General features: G+C 69.4%; 23 protein-coding genes. 14 read left to right on the forward strand and 9 right to left on the reverse strand.

What is annotated here, in order from left to right; all coding sequences use genetic code 11:
* The first annotated feature begins 161 nt into the window (after positions 1-161).
* Both BLT25_RS24500 and BLT25_RS24505 read left to right on the forward strand, forming a co-directional pair.
* Positions 162-1,697, forward strand: a complete 1,536-nt coding sequence (locus BLT25_RS24500) for an arabinosylfuranosidase ArfA (RefSeq protein WP_091051712.1) — start codon at positions 162-164, stop codon at positions 1,695-1,697.
* Positions 1,698-1,825: 128 nt separating this feature from the next.
* Entirely contained in the window at positions 1,826-2,443 is a 618-nt protein-coding gene (locus tag BLT25_RS24505; RefSeq protein WP_091051715.1) for a nucleoside/nucleotide kinase family protein, read from the forward strand.
* 4 nt (positions 2,444-2,447) lie between these two features.
* Here the strand turns inward: BLT25_RS24505 and BLT25_RS24510 are convergent, their stop codons facing one another.
* On the reverse strand, positions 2,448-3,233 hold the full coding sequence (locus BLT25_RS24510; RefSeq protein ID WP_218131473.1) for a Fic family protein: 786 nt from the start codon (positions 3,231-3,233) through the stop codon (positions 2,448-2,450).
* Entirely contained in the window at positions 3,227-3,976 is a 750-nt protein-coding gene (locus BLT25_RS30040; RefSeq protein WP_176884234.1) for a helix-turn-helix domain-containing protein, read from the reverse strand. The genes BLT25_RS24510 and BLT25_RS30040 overlap by 7 nt, the downstream gene beginning before the upstream one ends.
* Positions 3,977-4,051: 75 nt before the next feature.
* Here BLT25_RS30040 and BLT25_RS30045 point away from each other — a divergent pair, with 75 nt between their 5' ends.
* Positions 4,052-4,591: a TOPRIM nucleotidyl transferase/hydrolase domain-containing protein gene (locus BLT25_RS30045; protein WP_176884236.1), complete on the forward strand. Its 540-nt coding sequence runs from the start codon at positions 4,052-4,054 to the stop codon at positions 4,589-4,591.
* A 4-nt stretch (positions 4,592-4,595) separates the two neighbouring features.
* On the opposite strand, the gene BLT25_RS30050 is transcribed toward BLT25_RS30045, so the two are convergent.
* The gene (locus BLT25_RS30050; RefSeq protein ID WP_176884239.1) at positions 4,596-6,431 is read right to left on the reverse strand and encodes a hypothetical protein; all 1,836 of its coding nucleotides are present in this window, start codon (positions 6,429-6,431) and stop codon (positions 4,596-4,598) included.
* 394 nt (positions 6,432-6,825) lie between these two features.
* On the opposite strand from BLT25_RS30050, the gene BLT25_RS24520 reads away from it, so the two are divergent.
* Positions 6,826-10,806, forward strand: coding sequence for a carboxypeptidase regulatory-like domain-containing protein (locus BLT25_RS24520; protein WP_091051721.1), 3,981 nt, complete (start codon positions 6,826-6,828; stop codon positions 10,804-10,806).
* A gap of 139 nt (positions 10,807-10,945) precedes the next feature.
* Complete coding sequence (locus BLT25_RS24525; protein ID WP_143033848.1) at positions 10,946-12,103, forward strand: hypothetical protein; 1,158 nt, start codon at positions 10,946-10,948, stop codon at positions 12,101-12,103.
* A 101-nt stretch (positions 12,104-12,204) separates the two neighbouring features.
* On the opposite strand, the gene BLT25_RS24530 is transcribed toward BLT25_RS24525, so the two are convergent.
* Positions 12,205-12,780 carry a mismatch-specific DNA-glycosylase gene (locus tag BLT25_RS24530; RefSeq protein ID WP_091051727.1) on the reverse strand — a complete coding sequence of 192 codons (576 nt, stop codon included), beginning with the start codon at positions 12,778-12,780 and terminating at the stop codon, positions 12,205-12,207.
* A gap of 77 nt (positions 12,781-12,857) precedes the next feature.
* Here BLT25_RS24530 and BLT25_RS24535 point away from each other — a divergent pair, with 77 nt between their 5' ends.
* The 5 genes from BLT25_RS24535 (at position 12,858) to BLT25_RS24555 (ending at position 17,516) form a co-directional block, all read left to right on the forward strand.
* Positions 12,858-13,427, forward strand: coding sequence for a hypothetical protein (locus BLT25_RS24535; RefSeq protein ID WP_091051729.1), 570 nt, complete (start codon positions 12,858-12,860; stop codon positions 13,425-13,427).
* Positions 13,428-13,437: 10 nt separating this feature from the next.
* Positions 13,438-14,679, forward strand: a complete 1,242-nt coding sequence (locus BLT25_RS24540) for a site-specific DNA-methyltransferase (RefSeq protein WP_091051732.1) — start codon at positions 13,438-13,440, stop codon at positions 14,677-14,679.
* 18 nt (positions 14,680-14,697) lie between these two features.
* Positions 14,698-15,510 (forward strand): MBL fold metallo-hydrolase, encoded by an 813-nt coding sequence (locus BLT25_RS24545; protein ID WP_091051735.1) that lies wholly within the window; start codon positions 14,698-14,700, stop codon positions 15,508-15,510.
* A 110-nt stretch (positions 15,511-15,620) separates the two neighbouring features.
* Positions 15,621-16,271 (forward strand): HNH endonuclease family protein, encoded by a 651-nt coding sequence (locus tag BLT25_RS24550; protein WP_091051738.1) that lies wholly within the window; start codon positions 15,621-15,623, stop codon positions 16,269-16,271.
* Positions 16,272-16,400: 129 nt separating this feature from the next.
* On the forward strand, positions 16,401-17,516 hold the full coding sequence (locus tag BLT25_RS24555) for an FUSC family protein (RefSeq protein WP_091051739.1): 1,116 nt from the start codon (positions 16,401-16,403) through the stop codon (positions 17,514-17,516).
* 98 nt (positions 17,517-17,614) lie between these two features.
* Here the strand turns inward: BLT25_RS24555 and BLT25_RS24560 are convergent, their stop codons facing one another.
* Positions 17,615-18,742: a glutamate--cysteine ligase gene (locus tag BLT25_RS24560; RefSeq protein ID WP_091051742.1), complete on the reverse strand. Its 1,128-nt coding sequence runs from the start codon at positions 18,740-18,742 to the stop codon at positions 17,615-17,617.
* 82 nt (positions 18,743-18,824) lie between these two features.
* Between BLT25_RS24560 and BLT25_RS24565 the strand changes: the two genes are divergently transcribed.
* On the forward strand, positions 18,825-20,168 hold the full coding sequence (locus BLT25_RS24565) for a threonine/serine exporter family protein (protein ID WP_256328770.1): 1,344 nt from the start codon (positions 18,825-18,827) through the stop codon (positions 20,166-20,168).
* Here the strand turns inward: BLT25_RS24565 and BLT25_RS24570 are convergent.
* The 3 genes from BLT25_RS24570 to BLT25_RS24580 are packed head-to-tail and all read right to left on the reverse strand — an operon-like array spanning position 20,163 to position 23,058.
* Positions 20,163-20,687 (reverse strand): ribonuclease FAU-1 family protein, encoded by a 525-nt coding sequence (locus BLT25_RS24570; RefSeq protein ID WP_091051746.1) that lies wholly within the window; start codon positions 20,685-20,687, stop codon positions 20,163-20,165. The two genes, BLT25_RS24565 and BLT25_RS24570, sit on opposite strands and share 6 nt — an antisense overlap.
* Positions 20,688-20,701: 14 nt before the next feature.
* The gene (locus BLT25_RS24575; RefSeq protein WP_091051748.1) at positions 20,702-21,538 is read right to left on the reverse strand and encodes an SDR family NAD(P)-dependent oxidoreductase; all 837 of its coding nucleotides are present in this window, start codon (positions 21,536-21,538) and stop codon (positions 20,702-20,704) included.
* Positions 21,535-23,058 carry a flavin-containing monooxygenase gene (locus BLT25_RS24580; protein ID WP_091051750.1) on the reverse strand — a complete coding sequence of 508 codons (1,524 nt, stop codon included), beginning with the start codon at positions 23,056-23,058 and terminating at the stop codon, positions 21,535-21,537. Before BLT25_RS24580 ends, BLT25_RS24575 begins: the two co-directional genes overlap by 4 nt.
* Before the next feature lie 49 nt (positions 23,059-23,107).
* On the opposite strand from BLT25_RS24580, the gene BLT25_RS24585 reads away from it, so the two are divergent.
* The 3 genes from BLT25_RS24585 to BLT25_RS24595 all read left to right on the forward strand — a co-directional run bounded on the left by BLT25_RS24585 (position 23,108) and on the right by BLT25_RS24595 (position 25,446).
* Positions 23,108-23,698, forward strand: a complete 591-nt coding sequence (locus BLT25_RS24585; protein ID WP_256328771.1) for a TetR/AcrR family transcriptional regulator — start codon at positions 23,108-23,110, stop codon at positions 23,696-23,698.
* Positions 23,699-23,842: 144 nt separating this feature from the next.
* Positions 23,843-24,379 carry a SigE family RNA polymerase sigma factor gene (locus tag BLT25_RS24590; protein WP_091051754.1) on the forward strand — a complete coding sequence of 179 codons (537 nt, stop codon included), beginning with the start codon at positions 23,843-23,845 and terminating at the stop codon, positions 24,377-24,379.
* Positions 24,376-25,446 (forward strand): nitrate- and nitrite sensing domain-containing protein, encoded by a 1,071-nt coding sequence (locus BLT25_RS24595; RefSeq protein ID WP_091051757.1) that lies wholly within the window; start codon positions 24,376-24,378, stop codon positions 25,444-25,446. Before BLT25_RS24590 ends, BLT25_RS24595 begins: the two co-directional genes overlap by 4 nt.
* Positions 25,447-25,552: 106 nt before the next feature.
* Here the strand turns inward: BLT25_RS24595 and rocD are convergent, their stop codons facing one another.
* Complete coding sequence (gene rocD / locus BLT25_RS24600; RefSeq protein WP_091051758.1) at positions 25,553-26,791, reverse strand: ornithine--oxo-acid transaminase; 1,239 nt, start codon at positions 26,789-26,791, stop codon at positions 25,553-25,555.
* Positions 26,792-26,893 lie beyond the last annotated feature (102 nt).

Raw genomic sequence — 26,893 nt, forward strand, 5'->3', positions numbered from 1 at the left:
CATCGGGGCACTGGCTTTCGGGTCGTCATGCTTCCCATTGGCGCTCGTGATCGAGACCCGACCGGTCGGGGTCGGGAGGGATCCACCGAATAGGGGACGACGAGTCCCTTGCCAGCACCATTACAACGATGTAATCGTGCACACGCAATGAGAGGAGCTCCATGACCCACGCACGTATCACCATCGACCGTGACTTCACCATCGCCGACGTACCCCGTCGTCTCTTTGGCTCGTTCGTCGAGCACATGGGGAGGTGCGTCTACACCGGCATCTACGAACCCGGCCACCCGACGGCCGACGACCGTGGCTACCGCAAGGACGTGCTCGAGCTCGTCCGGGAGCTGGGCCCGACGGTCGTGCGCTACCCCGGCGGCAACTTCGTCTCCGGCTATCGCTGGGAGGACGGGATCGGGCCTCTTGCGGATCGGCCGCGACGGATCGACGGCGCCTGGCACACGATCGAGACCAACGCGTTCGGGCTCCACGAGTTCGTGGGTTGGGCGCGTGAGGCCGATGTCGAGGTGATGGAGGCGATCAACCTCGGTACGCGTGGGGTCGAGGAGGCGCGGGCGCTGGTCGAGTACGCGAACCATCCCGGTGGGACGTACTGGTCCGATCTTCGACGGAAGAACGGCGCCGAGGAGCCCTTCGACATCAAGCTGTGGTGTCTGGGCAACGAGCTCGACGGGCCGTGGCAGATCGGCCACAAGACAGCGCGCGAGTACGGCCGGCTGGCCCAGGAGACGGCCAAGGCGATGAAGCTCGTCGACGACTCGATCGAGCTGGTCGCGGTCGGCTCCTCGAACCGCTACATGGAGACGTTCGGGACTTGGGAGCACACTGTGCTGACCCACGCGTACGACGAGATCGACTACATCTCGATGCACGAGTACTACCAGGAGCGCTCCGGAGACGCCGCCTCGTTCCTCGCCGAGGCGGTCGGGATGGACGCCTTCATCGACGGTGTCGTCGCGACTATCGACGCTGTCAAGGCGGCCGGCAAGCACGCCAAGCAGGTCGACATCTCCTTCGACGAGTGGAACGTCTGGTACGCCGAGGGCATCGACTCCGACGACCAGCCGAATCAGGTGAAGAAGGAGTGGCGCGAGCACCCGCGGCTGATCGAGGACACCTACTCGGTCACGGATGCCGTGGTGGTCGGGACGTTGCTCAACAGCCTGCTGCGCCACGGCGACCGCGTACGCATCGCCAACCAGGCGCAGCTGGTCAACGTGATCGCCCCGATCCGATCGGAGGAGGGTGGTCCGGCCTGGCGGCAGACGATCTTCTGGCCGTTCGCCCGGATGGCCGCTCTCGCTCGCGGCCGGATCCTCCGGCTCGCCGTCTCTGCCGACCAGCTCGCCACCGAGAAATTCGGCGACGTCGACGTCATCGACGCCGCCGCGACCTGGTCGGAGCAGGAGGGACGGGTGGCTCTCTTTGTCGCCAACCGGGGTCTTTCCGAGGCCACGGACGTGACGGTCGACCTGCGCGGACTCGGCGTGTCTGGTGTGGTCAGCTCCGAGGTCCTCACCATCCCCGAGGGCGGCGACCGGCACACCTCGAACGTCGAGTCGGCGCCTGACGCCGTGGGCCTCACGCCTTTCGCGGGTGTCGGCGTCCAGGACGGGAGCGTGCGGCTGAATCTGCCGCCGTTGTCGTGGGCGGTCGTCGAGCTCGAGGTGGCGGTGTCCTGACGGCTCCGGCGGGGACTCCGGCGTGTCCTTTTACTAGACGATGACACTCTGTGAACAGTTCACAAAGTGTCATCGTCTAGTAAAAGCCCGATTGCCGAGCGACTCCGGGTCCGTCATGGAGGTTTACCGTGCCCCTCACTGAGAGCGGACTCCTTCGGTTGGCGCAGCAGATATCGGAGAAGACCGGCAACAGGTTCGTCCTCGGCATCGTCGGGCCGCCGGGAGCAGGGAAGTCGACCCTGGCAGAGCGGCTGCGGGACGTACTCAATGAGGACGGGCGGGTTGCCGTGGTGGCGCCGATGGACGGGTTCCACCGGAGCAACGCGGAGCTGGACTCGATGGGCGCGCGAGCGCGCAAGGGGGAGCCGGACACGTTCGACGCCGAGGGGTATGTGGCCGCGCTGCGCCAGGTGCGGGAGCAGCGACGGCGGGTCGAGTGGCCGACCTTCAGCCGGGTCACGGACGAACCCGTCCCCGGCGGGGTGGTGATCGACGGCGAGCCGATCGTGATCACCGAGGGCAACTACCTGCTCCTGGACGAAGGGCCGTGGCAGGATGTACGCGGGCTGCTGGACGAGGCCTGGTTCGTCGACGTCCCCGACGAGATCCTGGTGCCGAGGTTGCTCGAGCGGTTCCTCGCCGGCGGGAGGTCGCCGGAGGAGGCGGAGGCGAAGATCGCGCAGAGCGATCTGCGGAATGCCGCGCTGGTGCGGGCGACGCGGGATCGCGCGGATCTGGTGCTCTGAGTCCTCAGCTCTCGGGAGTGCCGCAGTCGACCAGGAACGACATCAGCTCGGTGGCGTCCTCGGTCACGACGAGGGTGTCGAGGGCGTGGTCGAGCTCGAGGCGCCGGACGTGGGGGATGGCGATGGCGTCGAAGCCGTTCGAGATCAGGATGCCGGTCATCATCAGCAGGGCGGTGCGCTTGTTGCCGCCGGGGTAGTACCGGGTCCGGGTGGCGGAGCAGAAGTAGATCAGCGCCTGCAGCCGCGGGTCACCGGTCTCGGCGAGGCGTCCCTGCAGCGTCGCGAAGCGGGCCCGGAGCAGCTCGCTGCCGTTGCGGCGCAAGGTGCCCTCGCCGCGGAACCGTCCCGCGTCGAGTGTCTCGTGGCGGGCGACGATGCGGTTGAGGCGGTCGGACGTCGATTTGTCGACTTGGAACCTGCCGTAGCCGATCAGGTCGCGGAGCGCGCCGTAGGCCTCGCTGAGTGCCAGCACCTGCAGCTCGTCCTCGGCACTGTGGTCACCGACGGTGACGCCGGCGAGGAGGGTGCGAACCTCGGAGAGGGTGAAGTCGTTTCCCTCGAGCTTCGCGGCGTTCCAGACCAGCTCGGGCAGGCTCTCGCGGAGCCGACGCCAGGCGCGTTCGGTGTCGGTCGGGAGGATGCGGGCGGTGTCGACGTCGGTCCACCAGACGCCGGTGTCGTGCAGCTGGTCGTCGCGGTCCGCGACCGGGCGGTAGGTGTCGTCGGCGGCCGGTTTGCGGGCCGCGTACGTCTCGGGGTCGGGGGCCCAGCGGGGCTGCTTCGTCACCATGTCCGGATCTCCTCGCGGGCGCGGGCCGCGGCGTCGCCGCCGACCGAGATGGCATCGATGGCGATCTGGATCGGAGCCGCGTAGACGACCCGGTCGCGCTCGAACGTGCCGAGGAACAGGTCGGGTTCGGCGGCGGCGACGACCACGGTGGATCGGTGCGGGGCGGACGCCGGACGGAGGGCTCCGCCGGCGAGAAGTGGCCGGATCGCGTCCGGGTCCTCGCACCACAGCACGGAGATCGGCGGGACGGCTTCGTCGAACGCGGGCAGCTCGAGTCCGGCCGCGCCGGAGAGTGCCCACCGCTGCCCGGAGGAGTCCCCGGCGGAGGCGAGCCGCCCGACGGTGGCCTCGCCGGTGAGCCGGACGGCCTCCGGTCGGTGCAGTACGCCCGAGGCCCGCGCAGCCTCCTCGATGATCTGGACGGGGTCGCCGTCGGTCCAGGTGTCGAGCCGTTCGGCCCACCGGTCGATGACGGGGTCCACGTCGGCCGGGTAGCGATCGTCGAGGATCGCTCGCGCCGCCGCGGCGGCCGCCGGGGTCGCCAGCGGCGCGGTGCTCATCGAGAGGCCGACGCCGCACGCGGTCGCGATGTTGTCGAGCGTGACGACCGACGGACTGACCCGGTCGTTGAGGATCCGGTGGACCGTCGAGGCGGACACCCCGGCGCGCGCGGCCACCTGGCGTGCGTTGAGCCCCGAGTGCTCGATGCACGCGGCGACGAGGCTGCCGACCTGCTGTTCCATATATGCAACCCTAGGGTGATCGGTTGCATATATGGAACAGGCGTGCCGACGTACGTTTCTTCTAAGGTGTGCGGCATGACGCGACCGATCACGCTGCTTGTCGAAGGGGAGTCGGACAAGGCTCTGGTGGAGGCGCTGGCGCCGCGCTACGGGGTGGACCTCGACGACCTCGGGATCGAGGTCGTCTCGATGAACGGCGCCGGGAACGCGGGTCGGTACATCCGGGAGACGACGGCGGCGGGACATCGCGTCGGCGGGCTCTACGACGAGGCCGAGGAGCATTTCGTCACCAACGCGCTCGGCCGCCAGGTCGGGGAGGACCTCTCCGGGCAGGGCTTCTTCGCCTGCCGGCGCGACCTCGAGGACGAGATGATCCGGGCGATCGGAGCCGCGCGGATCGTCGAGATCCTCGAGGCCAACGGCGAGGGCGGCAAGTTCCGTACGCTGCAGAACCAGCCCGAGCACCGCGGCGAGGAGGTCGCCGACCAGCTGCACCGCTTCTTCGGCACTGCATCCGGGCGCAAGATCCGCTACGGCACGATCCTCGGCGAGGCCGTCGAGCTCGAGTCGATCCCGGACCCGCTCATCGGGCTGCTGACCTGGTGCTGGGGCTAGACCCCTAGGGCTCCATGTCGTCGTGGACGACGACGCGGGAGAGCTCGATGGTGCCGTCGGGGCACTTCCAGAAGTGCAGCCGGCGGGCGCTGGGGGTGTGGATCTGCATCGAGACCCGGTAGCAGACCGCGCCGTCGGGGCGGGACTGTGGCGCGGAGTTGCCCCCGGCAGAGGTACGCAGCTGGTGCAGCTCGCGCCCGGTCGACTGCTCCGCGAGGCCGGTGAGCACCTCCATGACCACGTCGGCGATCTTGTCGACGGTGATGCCCTCGAGCGCGTCGACGCTGCCGAGGAACCTCTCCCCGATCGCATAGTCGGGCAGTGGGCGGGTCGGCTGCTCGCCAACCGGGATCCGGCGGGCCCAGGCGGCCTCGACCAGGTGGCGGAAGCCGCGCTCGCGGTCGGCGAAGACCGGCAGGGCGACCTCGGGTGGTGCGGTGCGCTGCTTGGCGCGGCGCAGCTGGGAGCGCATCCTGGCCAGCTCGGCGTCGCGGGTCTCGACCTGGCGGGCGGCCCGAGCCAGGTCCTTGGCGAACTGCACGCGCTCGTTGCGCAGCCCCGAGACCTGGTCGCGGAGCTCGGTCAGCTCGGTCTCGAGATGAGCCTTCTCGGCCTTGATCGCGGTGACCTGCAGCGACATCGACTGCACCGCGGCCTTCTTCGCCGGTGCGGGCTCCTTCTCCGGCATCGGCGCGGGCTCGGGCGTGGGTGCGGGAGCCGGCCGGACCGCGCGCACCGGCTCGCCCTTGCGGCGCGGCATCATCGCTGGGCTCGGGATCGCCGGCTTGACCGGAGCCGCCGGTGCCTCCAGAACCTCGGGCTCCGGAGCGACAGGCTCGACCGCTTCGACGGGCTCGACCGCCTCAGGCACGGTCTCGACATGCTCGACGACCGCAGGCGGCGGAGCATCCGGGTCGAGCCAGGGCGGACCACCGGCGTACAGGGCCAGGGCCTCGCGGGGAGTGTCGTGCTCGCGGACCTCGCGCAGCGACAGCCGCCACTTGGGTCCGGTGGCGACGACGCGGGCGAGCACGACCTCACCGGGGGTGAGGAGCGCGGAGAGGTCGTCGTCGGGGTCGCCGGTCACATCGGAGCGGAAGAGCTCGACGGTGACGTCGGGGTGCAGGCGCAGGTCCGCGGAGCCGGCCAGGACGGAGCGGACCTCGGCGGGGACGACGTCCCCGGCGGCGTACGTCTTCAGTGCCTCGTCGGCGGTGGGGCGGCTCTCCCGGATGTCGAGCCAGCGGGACTTCTTCTCCAGTACGCCGTCGACGTGCATCCCGGGTGCCAGGACGCGCTCGATCGGGACACCTGCCTGGGCGAGCTGGGGCGGGACCGAGGCCATGTCGCCACCGACGAGGTCGACCAGCGCGCGCTCGCTCATGATCGAGCGGACCGTGCCGGCGCGTCGCTCGCGGGTGGATGCGGTGCGGGCGCTGTCGAAGAGGCCTGCCGCCGCGGCCATGTCGAGGGCGTCGTCGATGAGCTGTCCGGTGAGCTTGCGGCCCTCGGACTTGCTCCATGCGAACCGCAGCGGCGCCTGCTTCAGATCGACGTTCCACCCCAGACCGACCGGGTAGACCCGACCGGCGCCGCCGTAGACCTGCGTGCCCGGCGTCATCTTGTTGGAGAAGGCCCAGGTGTGCCCGCCCGTCGTGACCAGGTAGAGGTCGGCGAGGTCGCCGATCTCGGCGGCGATCCGCTCGACGTCGGCGTAGGGATCGGTGTGCCCCGACGCGACCGTCACCACCACGGTCGGCTTCGTGCGGGAGTCGCCGTTGAGCAATGCCGCCAGGGCCTCGGCCTCGGACGTGTTCGTCACGCGCTTGATCGCAGACATGCCCCTCCTTTCACAAAAACTTACAGCGAACGGAAAGCGGACCTACGTCAACGACCCGGCCTTTGACGGAGCATTCGGCCGATGCCGATACCGGGGGTGGCTGTCAATGACGCGCCGGTGTCATATTTGCCTCGCCAGTTTTATCTAGAGGTGTGACGCATTTGCGACATTGGCAGGTATCTGCCGCGTTCCAGCGGCCCGAATGACTGCGGCTGTAACAAATCCGGAGAACGCTTTCCCTCGGCAATATTCGATCCGTCCGCATTACCCGGGAAACGCGCACGATCTGTCACGGGCTTTGCCGACGGTTTCCGCAAGGAGACCCACCTTGAGATATTCACGCCTCGGCCGATCGGCCGTAGCAGCCACAGGCATACTCGCCGCAGCGGCTGCGATGCTTGCCACCCCCGCATTCGCCGGCACCCCTACAGCCGACGACAAGGCCCCCTCGGCCAAGCTCTCGTCCGTTCTCGAGTCGAAGTTCGAGAAGTCGGACTCGACCGACTTCTGGCTCCGGTTCTCCGACAAGGCCAACCTCGGGCCCGCTTCGTCCATCAAGGACTGGACCGAGCGCGGTCAGTACGTCGTCGACGCACTGGAGAAGACGGCGAAGGCATCTCAGGCCGGCGCCGTCGCCGAGCTCGACTCCGCCAAGGTCTCCTACAAGACGTACGCCATCTCGAACGCCATCCTGGTGAAGGACGGCTCCGAGGACCTGGCGCTGAAGCTGGCCGCCGACCCGGAGATCAAGACCGTCCACGAGCGGGCCAAGCTCTCGCTCGTGGAGCCGGTCAAGGAGGAGACGGCCACCAAGGCGCCGCAGGGCATCGAGTGGGGCCTCGACTTCATCAACGCTCCTGAGGCCTGGGAGCAGGGTGCCACCGGTGCCGGGATCACCGTCTCCAGCGTCGACTCCGGGACGGACTACACCCACCCGGCCCTGGTGAACCAGTACCGCGGCAACAACGGCGACGGCACCTTCACCCACGACTACAACTGGTTCGACGCCTACGGCGACTGCACCAGCGGTCCCTGCGACCTCGACGGCCACGGCACCCACACCATGGGCACCATGGTCGGCGACGACGGCGCCGGCAACCAGATCGGTGTCGCACCCGACGCCGAGTGGATCGAGACCAACGGCTGCTGCGGCACCGACGCCGGTCTCCTCGAGTCGGGCTGGTGGCTCCTCGAGCCGACCGACCACAACGGGGAGAACCCGGACGTCTCCAAGCGCCCGCAGGTCATCAACAACTCGTGGGGCTGGAACGGCGTCGGCTACATCGACTCGTTCTTCGACGATGTGAACGCCGCTTGGAACGCAGCCGGCCAGTTCTCCTCGTGGGCCTCGGGCAACCCGGGTTCCATGTGCCAGGGGACGTCCTCACCGGGCGCGAACACGCTCACCTACTCGGTGGGTGCGGTCGACTCCTCCGGCACCGTCGCCTCGTTCTCGGGCCGCGGTCCGGGTCAGGACGGTCTGGTCAAGCCCAACATCGCGGCGCCGGGCGTGAACGTGCGCTCGTCCATCCCCGGTGGTGGGTACGCCAACTACAACGGCACCTCGATGGCGGCCCCGCACCTCGCGGGCGCGGTCGCGGCGCTCTGGAGCTACAACCCCACCCTGATCGGTAACGTCGAGGAGACCCGTCGCCTGCTCAACGAGGCGGCGACCGACGTCGACGACACCACCTGCGGTGGCACCGCCGAGAACAACAACGTGTACGGCGAGGGCTACCTCGACCTGGCGCGCCTGATCGCCCTGGCTCCGGCCGAGGGCGGCACGGTCTCCGGCACCGTCACCAGCGGCGGCGACCCGATCGAGGGGGCGACCGTCGAGCTCGACGGCTCGGCTCTCGACCGCACTCTCACCACCGACGCCGAGGGTCACTTCTCGGCCGACGTGTTCGTGGGTGACTACGACGTGACCACCTCTGCCTTCGGCTTCATCACCGAGACCGGGACCGCGTCGGTCACCGAGGACGCCACCACGACCGTCGACTTCGACCTCGCCGAGGCCCCGAAGCACACGGTCAGCGGTACCGTCACCAACGCCAGCACCAACGCTCCGATCGCGGGGGCCGAGGTTCTGCTGTCGCCGGGCAACCTGTCCGCGACCTCGGGCGCCGACGGGACCTACTCGATCGCGGGCGTCCCGGAGGGGACGTACACGATCTTCACCGAGGGGTCTGGCTGCGCCGAGGCGACGAGCTCCGAGATCGAGGTCACGGGCGCCAAGACCCACAACGTGAAGGTCGTCTTCTCCTACGACGACTTCGGGTACTTCTGCTCGGAGGGTTCCAGCGGCGTACGCTCCGGCACCACCGCGCTCGGGCTCGAGGGTGACGACGCCGCCGCCTCGGTGGACCTGCCGTTCAGCTTCTCGCTCTACGGCGGCAGCTACACCAAGGCGTACGTCGCCTCCAACGGTCACGTGAACTTCCTCGCCTCCAGCACGGCCTTCAGCAACGGCGCGATCCCGTCCACGGGCGTGCCGAACGCTGCGATCTACCCGTTCTGGGACGACCTCGACGCCCGCGGCGCCGCGGACGTCTACACCGGGGCGACCACTGTCGACGGCGTGGACGCGTTCGTCATCGAGTGGCGTGACGTCTTCCCGCTGAACAGCTCCACGGACCTGCTCGACTTCTCGGTCACCCTCTTCGAGGACGGCCGCGTCGAGCTCGGCTACGGGGACCTGCCCAGCACCGATCGCGCCCGGGGCAACTCGGCCACGATCGGCATCGAGAACGCCACCGGCACCGTCGCCACGCAGTTCTCCCTCAACACCGCGTCGCTGAGCGACAACAAGTCGATCACCTTCGACCTGGCCCCGATGGGCACGGTCTCCGGTGTCGTCAAGGACTACAACACCAAGGAAGGCATCGACGGCGCCGAGGTCACCCTGACCCCGACCGCCGGTGGGTCCGTCAAGACGATCGAGACCGGCGCCGACGGCTCCTACAGCGTCGACATGGTCACCGGAAAGTACGGCGTGAGCTTCACCGCGCCCGACTACGAGGCGATCAGCCGCAACCTCACCGTCGCCGAGGACACCACGCTCACCTCCAACGCCCAGCTCAAGGCGGGCCGGCTCGCCGTCACCCAGACGGCGCTGAACGCCAACCTCGCGATGGGTGGCTCGGTCTCCCGCAACCTGAAGATCACCAACACCGGGTCCGCGCCCGCCGAGGTCGATCTGGGTGCCAGCGGCGAGGAGGTCGTCATCCAGGGTGACAAGACCGCCTCGGCCGGCGTCACCAAGAGCGTCACCAAGAAGGCCACTTCGGTCGAGACCAAGCCCGGCGCCGGCTCCAAGGCCTCGGGTCTGACCTCGTCGAAGGCGGGGAGCAAGCTCGGCTCGTCGGGCCAGCCCTCGGTCACGGCGCTCGCGCCCACGCCCGCGGGTGAGACGACCCTGTCCCACTCGAGCTCGCACGAGGTCGTGCAGGCCAGCTCGGTCGCGTGCCCCTCGGGGACCACGACGATCCTGCGGACCTACTCGCCGGGTGACTTCGGGATCTCCGGAGGCTTCACGCCCACCAGCGTGAGCTTCGCGGTCCAGGAGACGGCCAACGGGAGCACGCCGGTGACGGCGACGCTCTACACGCTCCCGGCCGGTGCTGCGTTCACCTTCGCCAACCTGACCTCCATCGGGTCGGGCACCACGACGGTGACCAGCGACTTCGGGGCGACCTACACGGTGCCGATCGCGGCGTCGACGGAGATCGCGCCGGACGACATCCTGGTCGTCGCTGTCGCGGGTGGCGCGGTCTACTTCGGCGGCAACCCCGCCGCCGAGACCTCGCCGACCTACCTGGCCTCCGACGCCTGCGGTACGCCGGAGCCGACGGATGCCGCGGAGCTCGGGTTCCCCGACTCCAACATCATCCTCGACGTGACCGGTGAGTCCGGCGGCGCCGGTGGTGGCATCGCGTGGCTGGACGTCCAGCCGCCGTCGTTCACCCTGGCGCCGGGCAAGTCGGTCACCGCGATCGCCACGTTCGCCGCAACGGTCGACCAGCCGGGCACCTACACGGCGAACGTGACCATCGGGAACAACACCCCCTACACCGTGGCGCCGGTCCCGGCGACCATGATCGTGAAGGCGCCCGCAGGCTGGGGCAAGATCACGGGCACGGTGACGGGCTCGGGCTCGCCGGTCGAGGGTGCCGTGGTGGCTCTCGACGGGGTGTCGTACGACGTGACGCTGCGGACGGATGCTGACGGCACCTACGGGTACTGGATGCAGAAGTCCAACGCGCCGCTCCAGGTGGTCGTCGCGGCCGACGGGTTCGTCCCGGCGACCAAGAAGGCGCAGATCGTGGCTGGTCAGACGACTGTCTACGACTTCGACCTGAAGCCGCTCGACTAGCTCGACAGCGAGGCCCCGGGCACCGGCCGGTGTCCGGGGCCTTCGCTTGTTCGTTCGGAACCGCTCTGGCGCGGCTCGAATGTCGGTGCTGCGGTGTACGATCGCGGCGCCTGCGAGAACAACCCCCTAACCAGCCCCTATGCCTCATTCCTCCATGCCGGCCGTCGCCGAGATCCTGCGCCTGCGGGCTCCGTTGAGCCTGCAGGTTCTGCGCGCCGCTTTGAAGGGCAAACGGGTGCTGCTGACCGAGGAGGAGCTGCTCGCCGTGCTGAAGTCGGGCGGCTTCGTCGAAGGGCCGCCGGGGCAGTGGAGCCTGGCTCCTGCCTCGACCGCGGCGCCCGCGCCGGCTCGGTTCAACCAGGCCTCGCTGGCTTCGCGTGCGGGGGTCGAGGGTGACGTACTCCTGAAGGTGCTGGAGGCGCTGGTCACCGACCACCCCGAGGTCAACTGGGGTGCGCTGCGGGACCGGCTCGAGTCGGGCGCAGACGTGGCTGTCTCCGACCGCACGCTCGGGCTGCTCGAAGAGGGCGTACGCCGCTTCGAGGTCGCCCGGCTCAAGGCGGAGAAGCAGCAGGCCGAGGAGCGTGCCCGGGAGGCGGAGCGGCGCCGGGAGCTGCAGCAGCTGGCCGAGAGCGAGGTCGCGATGCTGCGTGCCGAGCTCGACGACGAGCGGCGGCGCGCCCACGACGCGGCCCTCGAGCGGGACCGGCTGCGGCAGGAGGCCGAGAAGCTGGTCGCGCTGAAGGAGCAGGAGACCGCCTCCTGGGTCGCCACCGCCGCGGGCGGCTGGATGCTCGACCTCGGCGCGCCGGAGACCTTCGGCGAGGAGAAGCTCCGCCAGGCGCTCGGTCAGCTCGAGTCGGCGCTGGTCGTGCTCAACGTCAGCATCGGGTCGCGGGAGCTCGAGGCGGTCGTGGTGCACCCAGGTGGGGTCGCGGTCATCGAGCAGCACGACATCCCCTCGACCGCAGGCATGGTCGAGGTGCCGGCCACGGGCGCGGCATCCGTCGACGGCCGCCCCCTGGAGGTCGCCGATCCGCGGGCCGATGTGCTCGCCGCCGTACGCCTCCTGCAGAAGACCGCTTCCCTCGACCTCGCCTACCTGCCCGTGCTCGCCTTCCAGGGGCCTGCCGAGGCCGAGGGAGAGGACGTGCTGGTCTGCCTCACCGCCGAGGTCGACCTCGCGGTCGACGACATGCTCCACTCCCAGTCCTCGCGGGTCTCGGCCGACACCGCGGTCGCGCTGCTGGCCAAGCTCGGCGTCCCGGAGTTGCCGGAACCTCCTTCCGGTTTCTGACCCCGGCCGAGGCGTCAGTTGCGTCGGCCGAGTTGGCACATGTGTGCGCACTCGACCGACGTACGTGACGCCTCGAGCGACGGGGGTGACGCCTCGGCAGGTCAGATCAGGCCGGCGGCGCGGGCTGCGTCCGCGTAGGCGGCGGCCAGGGTGGGGACGGTCTCGTGGGCGTTGAGGCCGGACGGGTTCGGTACGACCCAGAGCTCGGCGCCGGCCAGCGGCTCGGGCTGGCGGCCTTGCTTGGCCTTGGGACGGTTGAACGCGGTCCGGTAGGCGGTGATCCCGGCGATCGCGACGACGGCCGGTTTTCTCCGTGCAACCAGGGAGAACAGCTCGGCACCACCCTCTTTCAGCTCGGCGTTGTCGAGCTCGGACGCCTTCGCCGTGGCGCGCCGGACGATGTTGGTGAAGCCGATGCCCCGGGCCCGGAAGTAGTCGCGGTCCTCCGCCGTCATCCCGGCGGAGGCGTCGATCGGTCGGGTCGTGATCCCGGCGCGGAAGATCGCCGGATAGAACCGGTTGAGCGGGTGCGCGAAGTGGGTCTGGGTCGCCGCGGTCCACAGGCCGGGGTTGATACCGACGAAGAGGAGGCGCAGGGGCTGGTCGTCTGCGGGAAGGAGATCGGGGACCGAGGCGCCGTAGTAGGTCTGGAGCTCGGCCTGGGTGTAGCGGGCCACGGCGCGATCCTTCCATCTGGGTAACGAGCGGGCCGGTGGGGGTGCAACAGCGGGGTGCCGTGGGGAGTATGTGGAATATGTACCCCACGCGTCTTCTCCCACTCGCACTCGCTGCGACGGCGCTCCTGGTCACCGCTTGCGGCACCTCTGATGAGGCGAGCGACCCGGGCACGAGCCCGTCGCCCTCGGCCTCTTCGTCGTCTTCCCCGGCGCCGGCCTCGCCGTCCCCATCCGGGACCCCGAAGCCCAAGCCCCAGCCCGAGCCGTCCCGCCCGCCGAGCTCGGAGAAGCCCGTACGCGGCCTGGTCTCCGCCGGGGGCGCGGCCGAGGGCGACCTGGAGAAGACCGCGACGCCCCTCCCGGACGAGGCCGCGATCAGGACGTACGCAGCCACCCTCGGCACCTCGCTCCAGACCTCCTTCACCACGAAGGCGTCCACCCTGCTCGCGCACGTCCCGGCGGGCCAGCGCCTCTATGCCCAGACGGTCTACGACGGCTGCGAGGCCCCGGACCCGGCGACCATCACCGCCACCACGTCCGGCGCCGACGTGGTCCTCCAGGTCACCCCGCCGAAGAGCACCAAGATCCAGTGCCTGGTGGCCGAGCGATCGGTCGCGTTGCTCTCGACCGACATCGCAGTCGGCTAACGTTCCCCGCGTGCGGGAGCCGTGGAACACCTTCGTCGAGGGCGACAACCTCGATGTGCTCCAGGCGCTCGCGAAGGCGGGGGAGAAGTTCGACCTGATCTACATCGACCCGCCCTACAACACCGGCAGCCTCTTCGCCTACCACGACGACCGTCGCGGGGAGGACGGCAAGCGGGCCGGCCGCCACGAGGCCTGGATCACGATGATGAGGCCCCGGCTGGAGGCGGCGCGCACCGTGATGTCGGAGCGCGCGGCGATCTACGTCTCCATCGACGACAACGAGGCCGCCCACCTGAAGGTCCTGATGGACGAGGTCTTCGAGGAGCGCAACCAGCTCGCGCAGATCGTGGTCAACCTCAACCCCAAGGGCCGCCAGCTCGGCAACGGGTTCGCCACCTCCCACGAGTATCTGCTGGTCTACGCCAAGGACGCCCGGGCCTGCGCCCTGGAGTCGAGCATCCCCGAGGCCGTCAACGAGCAGGACTTCCCGCTCGTCACCGACGACGGCCGTCACTACCGGCGGCTGCCGCTGCGCAACACCAACAAGAAGTTCAACCCGGCGACCGCCCGGACGCTCCACTTCCCGGTGTGGGGAGACCCGGAGACCGGTCGCGTCGGCATCGAGCCGTTCGAGGGCGGCCAGGAGATCTGGCCGGTCTTCGGTGACGGCCGTCCCGCGGTCTGGCGGTGGAGCGCCCCGCTGATCGCGGCCCGTCCTGACGACCTGATGTGCCGTCGCGTACGCGGGAAGCTGGGGGAGCGCGTCGACGTCTACCAGCGCGACTGGCTCGCCCGCGACGCCTCCGGTGAGGCGAGGCGCAAGAAGCTCACCACGATCTGGATGGCCGAGGAGATCGGCTCGACCGATTCCGCCGTCGCGGAGCTGAAGTCCCTGGTGGGGCCGCTGTTCGAGTCGCCGAAGCCGACCGGCCTGATCCGGAGGATCCTGGCCACGATGCCCACCGACGCGCGGGTCCTCGACTTCTTCGCCGGCTCCGGCACCACCGGCCACGCGGTCGCGCTCGCCAACGTGGAGGACGGGGCGCGGCGTACGTGCTGGTCCGTCCAGATCGCCGAGACCACCCGGCCCGGCTCGAACGCGGCCAAGGCCGATATGGCGTACGTCTCCGACGTCACCCGCGCACGGCTGCGGGCCGTGGTCGCGGCCCACGGGAACGGCGGCGTGGAGGGGTTGGTCGAGCGCGACCTGGGTGAGCTTCTCGAGACAACTGGCGTGACGCGGGGCGCGTAGGAGGGCAGGATCGCGGCCATGGCTCTCAGCGTCCCCCGCCTCCGGATCGGCTCGACCGAGATCATCGCCCTCGCCGACGGTGAGGGCCCGTTCTTCTCCCCGCGCGCCGACGCCTTCCCTGGGGCGACGGCCGATCAATGGGCCGAGGTCGACCACTACGATCCGGGCGCGGTCGATGCCGAGGGCCGCTGGCGTCTCCAGTTCCGTGCCTACGCGATCCGCGGCGACAAGGGCCTCACCGTCGTGGACGCCGGGATCGGTCCGGCCGACGGCCCGGCCGCCTCGTGGGCGCCGGTGCCCGGTGTGCTTCCTCGGTCGCTCGAGGCCGCGGGCATCGACCCGGACGAGGTCGACACGGTGGTGCTCACCCATCTGCACACCGACCACGTCGGCTGGGCGGTCGTGACCGAGGCCAACGGCCGCCGTCCCTACTTCCCGAACGCTGAATACCTGCTCCAGCGGGCCGAGTACGACGCCCTCGACGCGCTCAACCCCCAGCTTCGCGAGACCCTCACCGACCCGCTCGCAGCGGCTGGTCGGCTCCGGCTCCTCGACGGCGACACACCCCTGCGGACCGGGCGTACGGTCGCCACGCCCGGTCATACGCCCGGGCATCAGAGCGTGCTGGTCGCCGAGGGGCGCGAGCTGGTGCTCGTCACTGGAGACCTCCTGGTGCACGCGCTGCAACTGCTCCACCCCGAGCTCGCCTACGCACACGAGATCGACCCTGAGGCGGCCAGGCACTCGAGAGAGCGCATGCTCAGCCGCGAAGCCGCCACCACGCTTCACCTGGCGACGCCGCATCTGACGGAGCCGTTCGTCTCGGCGTGATCGCGCCACTGGGGTGAATTTCTCGAAACATCTGGTAACCCCGTTACACGGAGTGCGTAAAAAGGGGCATCGTGAGGGGGCGACAGAACACCTCACCTCGGGAGACCCCCATGAAACTCCGTGGCCTGTTCATCCTCGCCTGCGGCGCCCTGGTGCCGCTCACGATTCCGACGGCAGCCAACGCTGCGTCCTACTCCGGAACCCTCACCTCGGCGATCTCGTCCCTGACGGTCGCCTCCGAGAACCGCACCGGCTACAGCCGTGACCTCTTCCAGCACTGGATCGACGCCGACGGCGACGGCTGCAGCACCCGCAACGAGGTGCTGATCGCGGAGGCCGAGGAGGCCCCCACGGTCGGCTCCAGCTGCTCGCTCTCGGGTGGCCGCTGGTACTCCTACTACGACGGCGTCTCCTGGACCGCCACCAGCGACATCGACATCGATCACATGGTCCCGCTCGCCGAGGCCTGGGACTCCGGGGCCCGCACCTGGACCTCGACCGAGCGCCGGGACTACGCCAACGACCTCGGCTACTACGGCTCCCTGGTCGGCGTCACCGACAACGAGAACCAGGAGAAGTCCGACGCCGACCCCGCCGAGTGGATGCCCGACCTGCAGAAGTGCCGCTACCTGAAGGAGTACGTCTCGGTGAAGATCCGCTGGCGCCTCTCCGTCGACAGCACCGAGAAGTCCGCCCTCACCAACCTCACCTCCGCCAACGGCTGCGGCAGCCAGACCGTCTCGGTGACCCTCGCCCGCTGACCCGCCCCGCCGAGACGTCACCCGCGTCGGCCGAGTGGGCGCCCCCATGCCCACTCGACCGACGCGGCTGACTTCTCGGCCGGCGGGAGTGACGCCTCGGCGGGGGTTGGGGCCGATAGGATCTCGGGCATGGCGTTCTCTGCTCCGCGACTGACTCGCGAGCAGGTCGATTCCGACGTACGTCGCCGCTTGGCGCGACTGAAGTCGAAGCGCTGGCACGTGCTGCAGGCCGCCGGGGCAGCCGGGGCGGCCTGGTTCATCGCGGCGACCCTGCTCGGCCACGTGCAACCCGTCTTCGCGCCGATCGCCGCGGTCGTCAGCCTCGGCACCTCCTACGGCCAGCGGCTGCGGCGAGTGACCGAGGTGACCATCGGGGTGGCGCTCGGGGTCTTCCTGGGCGACATCGTGGTGCAGGTCATCGGCGAGGGTGCCTGGCAGATGACCCTCGTGGTGGCGATGGCCATGGCCGTCGGGATCTTCATCTCCTCGGGTCAGGTCTTCCGCAACCAGGCCGCGGTGCAGTCGATCTTCGTGATGGGCCTGTTGCCGACGCCGGGCGCGGCGTTCACGCGCTGGACCGACGCGCTGATCGGCGGCGCGGTCGCGCTGGTGGCCGCCTCGATCGTGCCCGCCGCGCCGCTGCGTCGGCCCGGTGAGCAGGCGGCCGTGGTCGCCAAGAAGATCGCCTCGCTGCTGCGCGCCGCCGGCCAGGTGATGCTGGACGCGGACGCGGTCTACGGGCTCAAGGTGCTCGCCGACGCGCGCGCCACCGACCCGCTCATCCGCGAGCTGCAGGACGCCTCCGACGAGGGCATGTCGGTGCTGGCCGTCTCGCCGTTCCGGTTCCGACATCGCAGCCACGTACACCGGATGGCCGAGCTCGTCGAGCCGCTCGACCGCGCGCTGCGCAGCACCCGGGTGCTGGTGCGGCGGACGGCGGTGTCCGCCTACCGCGGCGATGTCGTGCCGGAGAGCTACTACCAGCTCGCCTTCGGGCTCGCCGACGCCGTCGACGTCGTCGAGGCCGAGCTCGCCGCCGGCCTCGGCCCGGACGGACTGAGCCAGGAGGCCAGGTCGGTGCTGCTCGCGGTCGGCGAGCACTCGGCCGAGGTGGAGCGTACGGAATCGCTCAACGCCGAGGTCATCCTCGTCCAGATCAGGTCGATCATCGTCGACCTGCTCGGGGTCACCGGGATGGGGCAGTTCGAGGCGACCGACGCCCTGCCGCCGCTGCCGTCGCGCTGAATGTTCACCGAGGTAACTCGGTGAACGCGTACTCCCCTCGGGGAACTCCACGAGGGAAGCGACGGTCTACCGAGTCACCTCGGTGAACATCCACCACGCTAGAGCGACCCGCGCAGGTCGCGTACGACCGAGTCGACGACCGCGACCAGATCGCCCTCGGTGGAGGCAGCGATGGCGCGTTGTCGCTGGTAGGAGGCACCCTTGTGAATGATGTCGTGCACGCCGGCGAGCTCCTTCTCGCAGCCCAGTCGGGCGGCCACCGGCTCCAGGCGCACCAGTAGATCGGCGAGGTCCTCGGTGACCAGTCGCTCCTCGGAGGCGTCGTTGAGGATCACGATCGCGTCGAGGCCGTAGCGCGCGGCGCGCCACTTGTTCTCCTGGACGTGCCACGGCGGCATCGTCGCGATCGGCTCGCCGGCCGCCACCCGGGAGTCCAGGTCGACGCAGAGACAGTGGGCCAGGGCGGCGATCGCGGCCAGCTCCTGGACCGTGGAGACCCCGTCGCAGATCCGGTTCTCGATGGTGCCGATCCGGGGCGAGGGCCGGATGTCCCACCGGATCTCGGAGATGTCCTCGATCACGCCGGTGACCGTCTGGTCCGAGACGTACGCCTCGAACTCCTGCCACGTCGCGAACTGGAACGGCAGCCCGGCGGTCGGCAGCTGCTGGAACATCAGCGCCCGGTTGGAGGCGTAGCCGGTGTCCACGCCCGCCCAGATCGGTGAGGAGGCCGACAGCGCCTGGAAGTGGGGGTAGTAGGTCAGCAGCCCGTTGAGGACCGGGAGCAGCCGGTCCCGCTCCGGCATCCCGACGTGCACGTGCACGCCCCAGATCAGCATCTGTCGCCCCCACCACTGGGTGCGGTTGATCAGCTCCTCGTAGCGATGCCCCGCAGACAGCTCCTGAGTGGTCCAGGACGCGAACGGGTGGGTCCCGGCGCCGAAGAGATCTACGCCGAGATCGTCACCGGCACGGACCACGCCGACGGTCGTCTCGCGGATCTGGTCCATGGCCTCCTCGACCGTCTCGCAGACCCCGGTGACGACCTCGACGGTGTTGCGCAGCAGCTCCTTGTGGATCCGGCCGGGATGGGGGACCCGGGGCTTGGCCCGGGCGAAGAGATGGTCCGCGACGTTGACCAGATCCCTGGTTTCGCGGTCGACGAGCGCAAGCTCCCACTCGACGCCGAGCGTCGGCCGGGGGGAGGGGTGGAAGTCGATCCGCATGTATCGAGCGTTCCTTGCACGGGGCCGTTTGTCGAGCATCCCCCATGCCTGTCGTTCACCTGCTTGATGGCACCCTGTGACGGTGGACGCGCGCGAGGTGAACCTGACTCTGGACTTCTGCCTCCGCGTCGGTGAGCTACTGATCTCCACCGGCGCCGGGGCCGCTGACGTGACCGCGACGATGAGGTCGCTCTCGCAGCATCTCGGGCTCCGCGGAGCCGAGGTCGACGTCACCTACACCAGTCTCTCGATGAGCTATCAGGCCGATCCCGAGGCGATCCCGGTCCACACCACCCGCCAGGTCAAGAACCGCACGATCGACTACGACCACCTCACCGCCGTGGACCACCTGGTCCGCCAGGTCGTACGCGACGAGGTCGACCTCCAGGGCGCCCGGATCGCGCTGGGTCGCATCATCTCCGGCGGCCACCGCCGGCCGCGCTGGGCGGTCACCCTCGGCATGGCGGTGATGGCCGCCGCGTTCACCGTCTACGTCGGCGGTGAGCCCGCCGTCGTCGTCCTCGCCTTCATCTCCGGCGCGGCGATCGACCAGCTGCAGCATCTCCTCCACCGCCGCTGGCGGCTGCCGCTCTTCTACCTGCAGGTCGCCGGCGCGGGCCTGGCCACCCTGCTCGCCGTTCTCGCCGCGGCGCTGCCGCCGGACCTGGACGTCTCCACCTCGATCACGGCCAACATCACCGTGATGCTGGCCGGGATCAGCTTCATGGGTGCTCTTCAGGACGCCCTGACCGGGTTCCATGTCACCGCCAGCGCGCGGATCATGGAGGCGTTGGTTTCCACGGCGGGGATCATCGCCGGAGTCACTGGCGGCCTCGTCTTCGCGGGCGCCGTCGGGGTTCCGATCCACGGAGCGGTCTCGGGTGGAGTCACCTCGCTGCAGTCGATCACCCTTGCCACCGTCGGCGGGGCGATCGGCGCCGCGGCCTTCGCCTACGCGGCGTACGCCCCCAAGCGGACGCTGATCCCGATCGCGGTCATCGCCGGCATCGCGGTGGTGCTGTCGATCGTCGTGCCCGGCGACGTCGGACGTACGTGGCGGGTGGCCGTGGCCGCTCTCTTCATCGGTCTGGTCGCCTACTCGGTCGCCACCCGGCTGAAGGTGCCGCCGCTGGTCGTCGTGGTCTCGTCAGTCGTGCCGTTCCTGCCCGGCTACTCGATCTACCGCGGACTCACGATGCTCGCCCAGGAGACGCCGGCGACCACCTCGGTCGGCCTGGTCGCCCTCTTCACCGCGGCGTCGGTCGCGCTCGCCCTCGCCTCCGGCGTCTACCTGGGCGAGTTCATCGCCCAGCCGCTCAGTCGCCGGTCGTGGCGGATCGAGACACGCCTGTCGGGGCCGCGCCTGGTCGGTCCGCTGCGGAAGGACCGGGCCACCCCGGTGCCTGTCGCCGAGACCGACTCATAGGCCGCCCAGCACCTCGAACCAGCGCTCGGGGGTCGTGTCGTACGGCGCCTGGCTCTCCTTGACCGCGAGGAAGACGCGCTCGGCGGAGCCCTCGGTCATGGAGATGATCTCGGGCGGGTAGCCGTACTCGAGCTGGTGGTGCTCGAACTCGTCCTCGTCGTCGATGTAGACCGAGCCGTCGAACTTCTTCACCACGTCGAGGTCCAGGTCGATGCAGGTGACCGTCGAGTCCTGCCACACTGGCGGGGTGCACATGTCGACATATATCTGCGAGCTCACCCGGTCGTTGGGCCGGTTGAACGCCGGGAAGTGGGCCGCGTCGTGGTGGGGGACCAGGCTGACCGACTCCCAGTCGGCGACCCAGCCACGACCGGGGCGGGCGAACTCGGTGCCGATCGGGTGGCCGATCCACTCGCCGTGCTCGTCCTCGCCGAGGTAGAGGCCCGTGAAGGACCAATGCGGCCGGCCACCCCATTTCGTGAACTCGACACGAACAGGGTGACCGGCCTCGAAGCGCATGGCGTCAGTCTGCCTCAGCCCTGCTTCTTCGGCATCACGTACTTGGCCCCCAGGGCGATGAGGTCCTGGTAGCGCGAGCCGGTGAACTTGCCGAAGTTGTGGATCACGTGGGCGTCGAGGCCGACCAGTACGCGGGCCTGCTTCTTCTCGATGCCCTTGACGATGATCTCGGCGGCGCGCGCCGGCTCCATCTTGGCGAGCTTCTCGTCGAAGAACTTCGCGGTCGCGGCCTGGTCGTCCTTGGCCGAGACGCGGGCGCTGCGGGCGACCGCGGTCTTGATGCCGCCGGGGTGGACCGAGGTGACGCCGACCTTGTGGCCGTCGATCAGCATCTCCTCGCGCAGCGCCTCGGTGAAACCGCGCACCGCGTACTTCGCAGCGTTGTAGAAGGCCTGGTCGGGCATCGAGACCAGCCCGAAGAGCGAGGAGATGTTCACGATGTGCCCGTCGCCGGACTCGATCAGAGCCGGGAGGAAGAACTTCGTGCCGTGCACGACGCCCCACCAGTCGATGCCGATGATCCAGTCGATGTCCTCCCAGTCGAGGTCGTTGACCCGACCCGACAGCGCGACGCCGGCGTTGTTGATCACCAGGTTGACCTGGCCGAAGTGAGCGATCACGCCCTCGGCGTACGTCTTGAAGGCCTCGCGGTCGGCGACGTCGAGAAGGTCCGACTTGATCTCGCGGGCGCCGGCCTGCTTGGCGAGCTCCACGGTCTCAGCCAGGCCGGCCTCGTTGACGTCGGAGAGCGCCAGCCGGGCGCCACGGCCGGCGAGGTTGACCGCGAGGGCGCGGCCGATCCCGGAGCCGGCTCCGGTGAGTACGACTACCTTGTCGTCGAAGGACTTCATGCGGGGACACTCTCCTGGGTCGTGATCGGGGTCGTGGCGGCGGTGACGGCGTACTTGTCGACGTCGAACTTGCTGGTCAGGTAGCGGAACAGGAAGGTGAAGCTCGGCCACAGGGTGGTGTTGCGGCCGTGCTCGTCGAGATACCACGACGCGCAGCCGCCCTCGGACCAGACGGTGTTGTCCATCTTGCGCTGCAGGTCGTCGTTCCAGGCGGAGGTGGCGTCCTCGGTGGGTTCGACGGTGGCGTACGAGTTCGTACGCATCGTGCGGATCGCGTCGCGGATGTAGGCCACCTGCGACTCGATCATGTAGACCATCGAGGAGTGGCCCAGGCCGGTGTTCGGGCCGACCACGAAGAAGAGGTTGGGGAACTCCGGGACCGTGGTGCCCTTGTAGGCGCTCATCCCGGTCTCGACGAACCGCTCGGCCATGGTGCGGCCCTTGCTGCCGGTGATCGCGTGGGCGATCGGCAGGTCGGTGGTGTAGAAGCCTGTCGCCACGACGAGGACGTCGATCTCGCGGCTGGTGCCGTCCTTGGCGACGATCGCGTTCTCGCTCACCCGGGCGATGCCGTCGGTGATCAGGTCGACGTTGTCGGCGGCCAGCGCCGGGTAGTAGGCGTTGGAGATCAGCGTGCGCTTGCAGCCGAGCGTGTAGTCGGGGGTGACCTTGCGGCGCAGCTCGGGGTCCTTGATGCCGCGGCGGATGTTGTTCTGCGCCATCAGCTGGTGGGCCAGGGTGAGCTTGGGCTGCACGGCGAGGCCGAGGACGCGGACCTCGAGGCCCCAGTAGACGGCCGCGCGGGCGAGCCGCTGGACGCCCGGGACGTGGCGGAACGCGGCCTTCTCGAGCTTGGTGTAACGGTGCTCGTTGCGGGGGAGGACCCAGGGCGCGGTGCGCTGGTAGACGTCGAGGCGAGCGGCCTTCTTCTGGATCTCCGGGACGATCTGGATCGAGCTGGCGCCGGTGCCGATCACCGCGACGCGCTTGCCGGTGAGGTCGACGTCGTGGTTCCACTGCGCGGAGTGGAAGATCTCGCCCTGGAAGCCCTCGATGCCCGCGATGTCCGGGAGCTTGGGCTCGGAGAGGGCACCGGGGCCGGCGATGACGGTGGTCGCTGCGTACGTCTTCCTGCCGTTCTTCCCCTCGGTCTCGACGAGCCAGCGCTGCCGGCTCTCGTCCCAGGTCGCGGCGGTCATCGCGGTGTCGAAGACGAAGCGGTCCAAGGTGCCGGACTTCTCGGCGACCTTGTTGATGTACGCCTCGATCTCCGGCTGCGGCGAGAAGCTCATCGACCAGTCGGGGTTGAGCGCGAAGGAGTAGCTGTAGAGCTGGCTGGGGACGTCGCAGGCGGCGCCGGGATAGGTGTTGTCGCGCCAGGTGCCGCCGACGCCGGAGCCCTTCTCGATGACGACGAAGTCGCGCTCGCCGTCCTCCTCGAGCTTGATCGCCGCGCACAGGCCTCCGAAGCCGGCACCGACGATCAGGTGGTCGACATGGGTGAGGTCAGCAGTGGTCATACTTCGAGTATGTCTTGCTTATTGAACGGGTGTCAATAGAATCGTCAGCATGAGCCGACGGACGAGACTGACGCCCGAGCAGCGCCGTGAGCAGCTGCTCGACCTGGGCATTCGCCTCTTCGCGCACCACTCCCTCGATGAGATCTCCATCGATCTGGTGGCGCGTGAGGCCGGCATCTCGCGCGGGCTGCTCTACCACTACTTCGGCGACAAGATGGCCTTCCGTGAGGCGGTCGTGCGCCGCGCCGCCGACGCCCTCGTCGCCCAGACCGCCCCGCCTTCGACGGGGGAGCCCGTAGAGCGGCTGTTGGCGTCGATGACGGCCTATGTGGACTTCGTCGACGCCAACTACGAGGGGTACGTCTCGATGGTCCGCGGCGCCGCGAGCGACCCGGTCCTGCGCGAGATCTACGACGAGGCCTTCGGCGCGCTGGGGCTCCGGATCTTCGATGCCGGTGCCAACTTTGTCGAGGACACCCCTGCCGCGCGGCTGGTGGTGCGCGGGTGGCAAGCGATGTCGGAGGAGCTCGTGCTCTCCTGGAAGGCCGATCCGGCGGGGCTGTCACGCGAGGATCTGCTGGGGATGCTGGCGGGGTCGTTGCCGGTGCTGCTTCAGATGCTGCCGTCTGGCGAGCTGTAACACGTCGTTCGTAGGTCTATCCGGTCGTTCTGATAGGGCGAACAGTCCTACGAACGACGTGTTACAGGGGCGACGAGGCCCAACCGATCCGGTTCCGGCTACGTCAGTAGGGCGTCGGGGGTCGGAACCGGAGGAGGAGAGACGTTGAGCAGGGACGAGGAGTTCACCGCCTACGTCAGGGAGAGACGCGCGCACCTGTACCGCGCGGCCTACCTGCTGTGCGGCGACGAGCATCGCGCCGAAGACATCGTGCAGCTGACGCTGTCGAAGGTGTACGCGGCGTGGCGACGGGTGCAGAAGGCCGACAGCGTCGATGCCTACGTACGCCGCGTGCTGGTCAACAGCCACCTGGACGAGGGCCGTCGCCCGTGGCGGCGCGAGCGCGCCGGAGAGATCTCGGACCGACCGGCGCCGGTCGGCCTCGGTGCCGAGGACCTCGACGAGCTCTGGACCGCACTGCGGTCCCTTCCCGCAGGTCAGCGCCGGGTTGTCGTGCTCCGGCACTACTGGGGCCTGTCGGTCGAGGAGACCGCCGCCGACCTCGGTATCAGCAGCGGCACGGTCAAGAGCCAGACCTCGGCCGCCCTGGCCGGCCTGCGCCGCGCCCTCCGTCCCGGCCTCGCTGCCCCCGACGTTGCCCGTGATACTGCCCCCGATACTGCCCGAGGAGGCCGGCGATGAACACCTTCGACGACGACACGCTGCTGCGCGAGCGCCTCTACCGCATCGGCGCCACCGCTCCGGTCCCACCCTCGGACCCTTCCGAGGACGTACGCCGCGGCCGCCGCCGCGCGCGCCGGGCCCGGATGCTCGCCACCGCCGGGACCGTCCTGGCGGTCGGGATCATCGGCATCGCCGGGGTCGCGCTGCGGCCTCTCGTCGCGGATCGGGCCACCGACCCGGCCGTTTCCCCGACCTCCACATCGTCCTCGTCGGTGCGCCGGGCCGAGTCGGTCGCGCAGGTGCTGCCCAGCACGTTCAGCCTGGCGATCAACCTGATCTTCGAGCGCGACGCCGCCCTCGCGGACGTCCCTGACGTGGTGATGAAGCCGATCCAGGAGAAGACCGACGAGGCCGTCGTGACCTGGACCGCGAAGGCGGAGAAGGTCGACGGCGGGGACCAGGAGCTCGCTGATCTCGCCTCCGAGATCCAGCAGTCGTTGGCCGCTCTACCGGAGACGCGATCCAGGGCCCGTACGAAGGAGACTCGGCTGCAGGGAGTGCTGGCCCTCTCGGCACTCTCCAGCGACGTCCTCGCGATCTCGACGCTCGTGCCGTATGTCGGTGACGCCGAGATCGACGACGAGATCGAGGCGCTCGGCCACCTGGGCCCGGCCTTCCGGTCGCTCGGCGAGCAGCGGAACATCATGGTGACGGCACTCGCCAAGCGTGAGGCCTTGCAGCGTGCGGGCGCTGCGGGCGCGGATGCTCTCAGCAAGCAGGAGTTCGCCGAGCTTGCTCGGGCCCAGGCTGAGTGGCGCCTGTCGCTCTCGGCGCTCTACGCGTCGAGCTCGGAACCTCAGCGTGACTCCCTCGACGAGATCACCAAGAACACTGCCACCAACGGGGCCGTCGGGGTTCCCGCGCAACGGGCGGTCAACCAGGTCCTGGCCAACGGCAACCTGGACCGGGTCACGATGACGCCGGACCAGCATGCCCAGTCCTGCACCGAGCTGTTCCGCGGGCTGCAGGAGCTGTCCGTCGCCGCGGCGAACGAGCTCATCGCCGACCTCGCCGAGGTCGACTGAGCCCGGCTTGGCGAAACCGCCGAGATAGCAGTTGTGGGCGACGAAAGTTGAGTTTCGTCGCCCACAACTACAGATTCGGCCCGCCAGAACTACGGGCTCGCCGGGGTCAGGCGGAGACGGCCGCCTCGAGCTGGTCGAGGGCCCAGTGGAGGTCGTCCTCGGCGATCACCAGGGGCGGCGCGAGGCGGATGGTGGACCCGTGGGTGTCCTTGGCGAGTACGCCGAGGGCCAGGAGGCGCTCGCAGATCTCGCGACCGCTGGCGATGGCGGGGTCGATGTCGACACCGGCCCACAGGCCGCGGGAGCGGAACCCGACGATTCCCTTGCCGACCATCGCCAGCAGCCGGTCGCGCAGGACCTGGCCGAGCGCCTCGGCGCGGGCCTGGAACTCGCCGGTCTCGAGCAGCTCGATGACGGCGGTGCCGACGGCGCAGGCGAGCGGGTTGCCACCGAAGGTGGAGCCGTGCTGGCCGGGGCCGATGACGCCGAGGACGTCGCGGTCGGCGACCACGGCGGAGACGGGGACGATGCCGCCGCCGAGGGCCTTGCCCAGGATGTACATGTCCGGCTTCACGCCGGCGTGGTCGCAGGCGAAGGTGTAGCCGGTACGGCCCAGGCCGGCCTGGATCTCGTCGGCGGCGAAGAGCACGTTCTCGCGGGTGCAGAGCTCGCGCAGCCCGATCAGGAAGTCGTCGCCGGGGATGACGACGCCGGACTCGCCCTGGATCGGCTCGACCAGGACGGCCACCGTGTTGGGGGTGATGGCGGCCTCGATCGCGGCGAGGTCGGCGTACGGAACCATCACGAAGCCGGGGGCGAACGGGCCGAAGCCGTCGCGCGCGTCGGCGTCGTCGGAGAAGCCGACGATCGTGGTGGTGCGGCCGTGGAAGTTGCCGGCCATCACGATGATCTCGGCCCGGTCGGCGGGTACGCCCTTGACGTCGTATCCCCACTTGCGCGCGACCTTGATCGCGGTCTCGACGGCCTCGGCGCCGGTGTTCATCGGCAGCACCATGTCCTTGCCGCACATCGCGGCGAGGCGAGCGGTGAACTCGGCGAACTGGTCGTGCACGAACGCACGCGAGGTCAGGGTGACCTTGTCGAGCTGCTCACGGGCCGCGGACAGCAGGGCCGGGTGGCCGTGACCGAAGTTCAGCGCGCTGTAGCCGGCCAGCATGTCGAGGCAGCGGCGACCGTCGACGTCGGTCACCCAGGCGCCCTCGGCGTGGCTGATCACCACCTCGAGGGGGTGGTAGTTGTGCGCGGAGTGCGCCTCGGCGGCCGCGAAGGCGGTGGGGGTCAGGCTGGTCGCAGCGGTGGCCTGAGCCTCGTTGAGCAGGGTCATCGCACTCCTCCATCTCATGGGGCGTTCTCGGTGATCTGATCAAGATCATCTGATTGTCAGACAATCCTACGATCAGGCTAGCCCAGATGCCTCATCGTTGTC

It is taken from the genome of Nocardioides sp. YR527 (genome assembly GCF_900101045.1).
Classification (GTDB): Bacteria; Actinomycetota; Actinomycetes; order Propionibacteriales; family Nocardioidaceae; genus Nocardioides.

What these genes read in the sequence shown, in the direction of transcription:
- BLT25_RS24500 (WP_091051712.1), top strand. Translation starts at nt 162, where the DNA reads ATGACCCACGCACGTATCACCATCGACCGTGACTTCACCATCGCCGAC.
- BLT25_RS24510 (WP_218131473.1), bottom strand. Translation starts at nt 3,233, where the DNA reads ATGGTGACGAAGCAGCCCCGCTGGGCCCCCGACCCCGAGACGTACGCG.
- BLT25_RS30040 (WP_176884234.1), bottom strand. Translation starts at nt 3,976, where the DNA reads ATGGAACAGCAGGTCGGCAGCCTCGTCGCCGCGTGCATCGAGCACTCG.
- BLT25_RS30045 (WP_176884236.1), top strand. Translation starts at nt 4,052, where the DNA reads ATGACGCGACCGATCACGCTGCTTGTCGAAGGGGAGTCGGACAAGGCT.
- BLT25_RS30050 (WP_176884239.1), bottom strand. Translation starts at nt 6,431, where the DNA reads ATGTCTGCGATCAAGCGCGTGACGAACACGTCCGAGGCCGAGGCCCTG.
- BLT25_RS24520 (WP_091051721.1), top strand. Translation starts at nt 6,826, where the DNA reads ATGCTTGCCACCCCCGCATTCGCCGGCACCCCTACAGCCGACGACAAG.
- BLT25_RS24525 (WP_143033848.1), top strand. Translation starts at nt 10,946, where the DNA reads ATGCCTCATTCCTCCATGCCGGCCGTCGCCGAGATCCTGCGCCTGCGG.
- BLT25_RS24535 (WP_091051729.1), top strand. Translation starts at nt 12,858, where the DNA reads ATGTACCCCACGCGTCTTCTCCCACTCGCACTCGCTGCGACGGCGCTC.
- BLT25_RS24545 (WP_091051735.1), top strand. Translation starts at nt 14,698, where the DNA reads ATGGCTCTCAGCGTCCCCCGCCTCCGGATCGGCTCGACCGAGATCATC.
- BLT25_RS24550 (WP_091051738.1), top strand. Translation starts at nt 15,621, where the DNA reads ATGAAACTCCGTGGCCTGTTCATCCTCGCCTGCGGCGCCCTGGTGCCG.
- BLT25_RS24555 (WP_091051739.1), top strand. Translation starts at nt 16,401, where the DNA reads ATGGCGTTCTCTGCTCCGCGACTGACTCGCGAGCAGGTCGATTCCGAC.
- BLT25_RS24560 (WP_091051742.1), bottom strand. Translation starts at nt 18,742, where the DNA reads ATGCGGATCGACTTCCACCCCTCCCCCCGGCCGACGCTCGGCGTCGAG.
- BLT25_RS24570 (WP_091051746.1), bottom strand. Translation starts at nt 20,687, where the DNA reads ATGCGCTTCGAGGCCGGTCACCCTGTTCGTGTCGAGTTCACGAAATGG.
- BLT25_RS24575 (WP_091051748.1), bottom strand. Translation starts at nt 21,538, where the DNA reads ATGAAGTCCTTCGACGACAAGGTAGTCGTACTCACCGGAGCCGGCTCC.
- BLT25_RS24580 (WP_091051750.1), bottom strand. Translation starts at nt 23,058, where the DNA reads ATGACCACTGCTGACCTCACCCATGTCGACCACCTGATCGTCGGTGCC.
- BLT25_RS24585 (WP_256328771.1), top strand. Translation starts at nt 23,108, where the DNA reads ATGAGCCGACGGACGAGACTGACGCCCGAGCAGCGCCGTGAGCAGCTG.
- BLT25_RS24595 (WP_091051757.1), top strand. Translation starts at nt 24,376, where the DNA reads ATGAACACCTTCGACGACGACACGCTGCTGCGCGAGCGCCTCTACCGC.
- rocD (WP_091051758.1), bottom strand. Translation starts at nt 26,791, where the DNA reads ATGACCCTGCTCAACGAGGCTCAGGCCACCGCTGCGACCAGCCTGACC.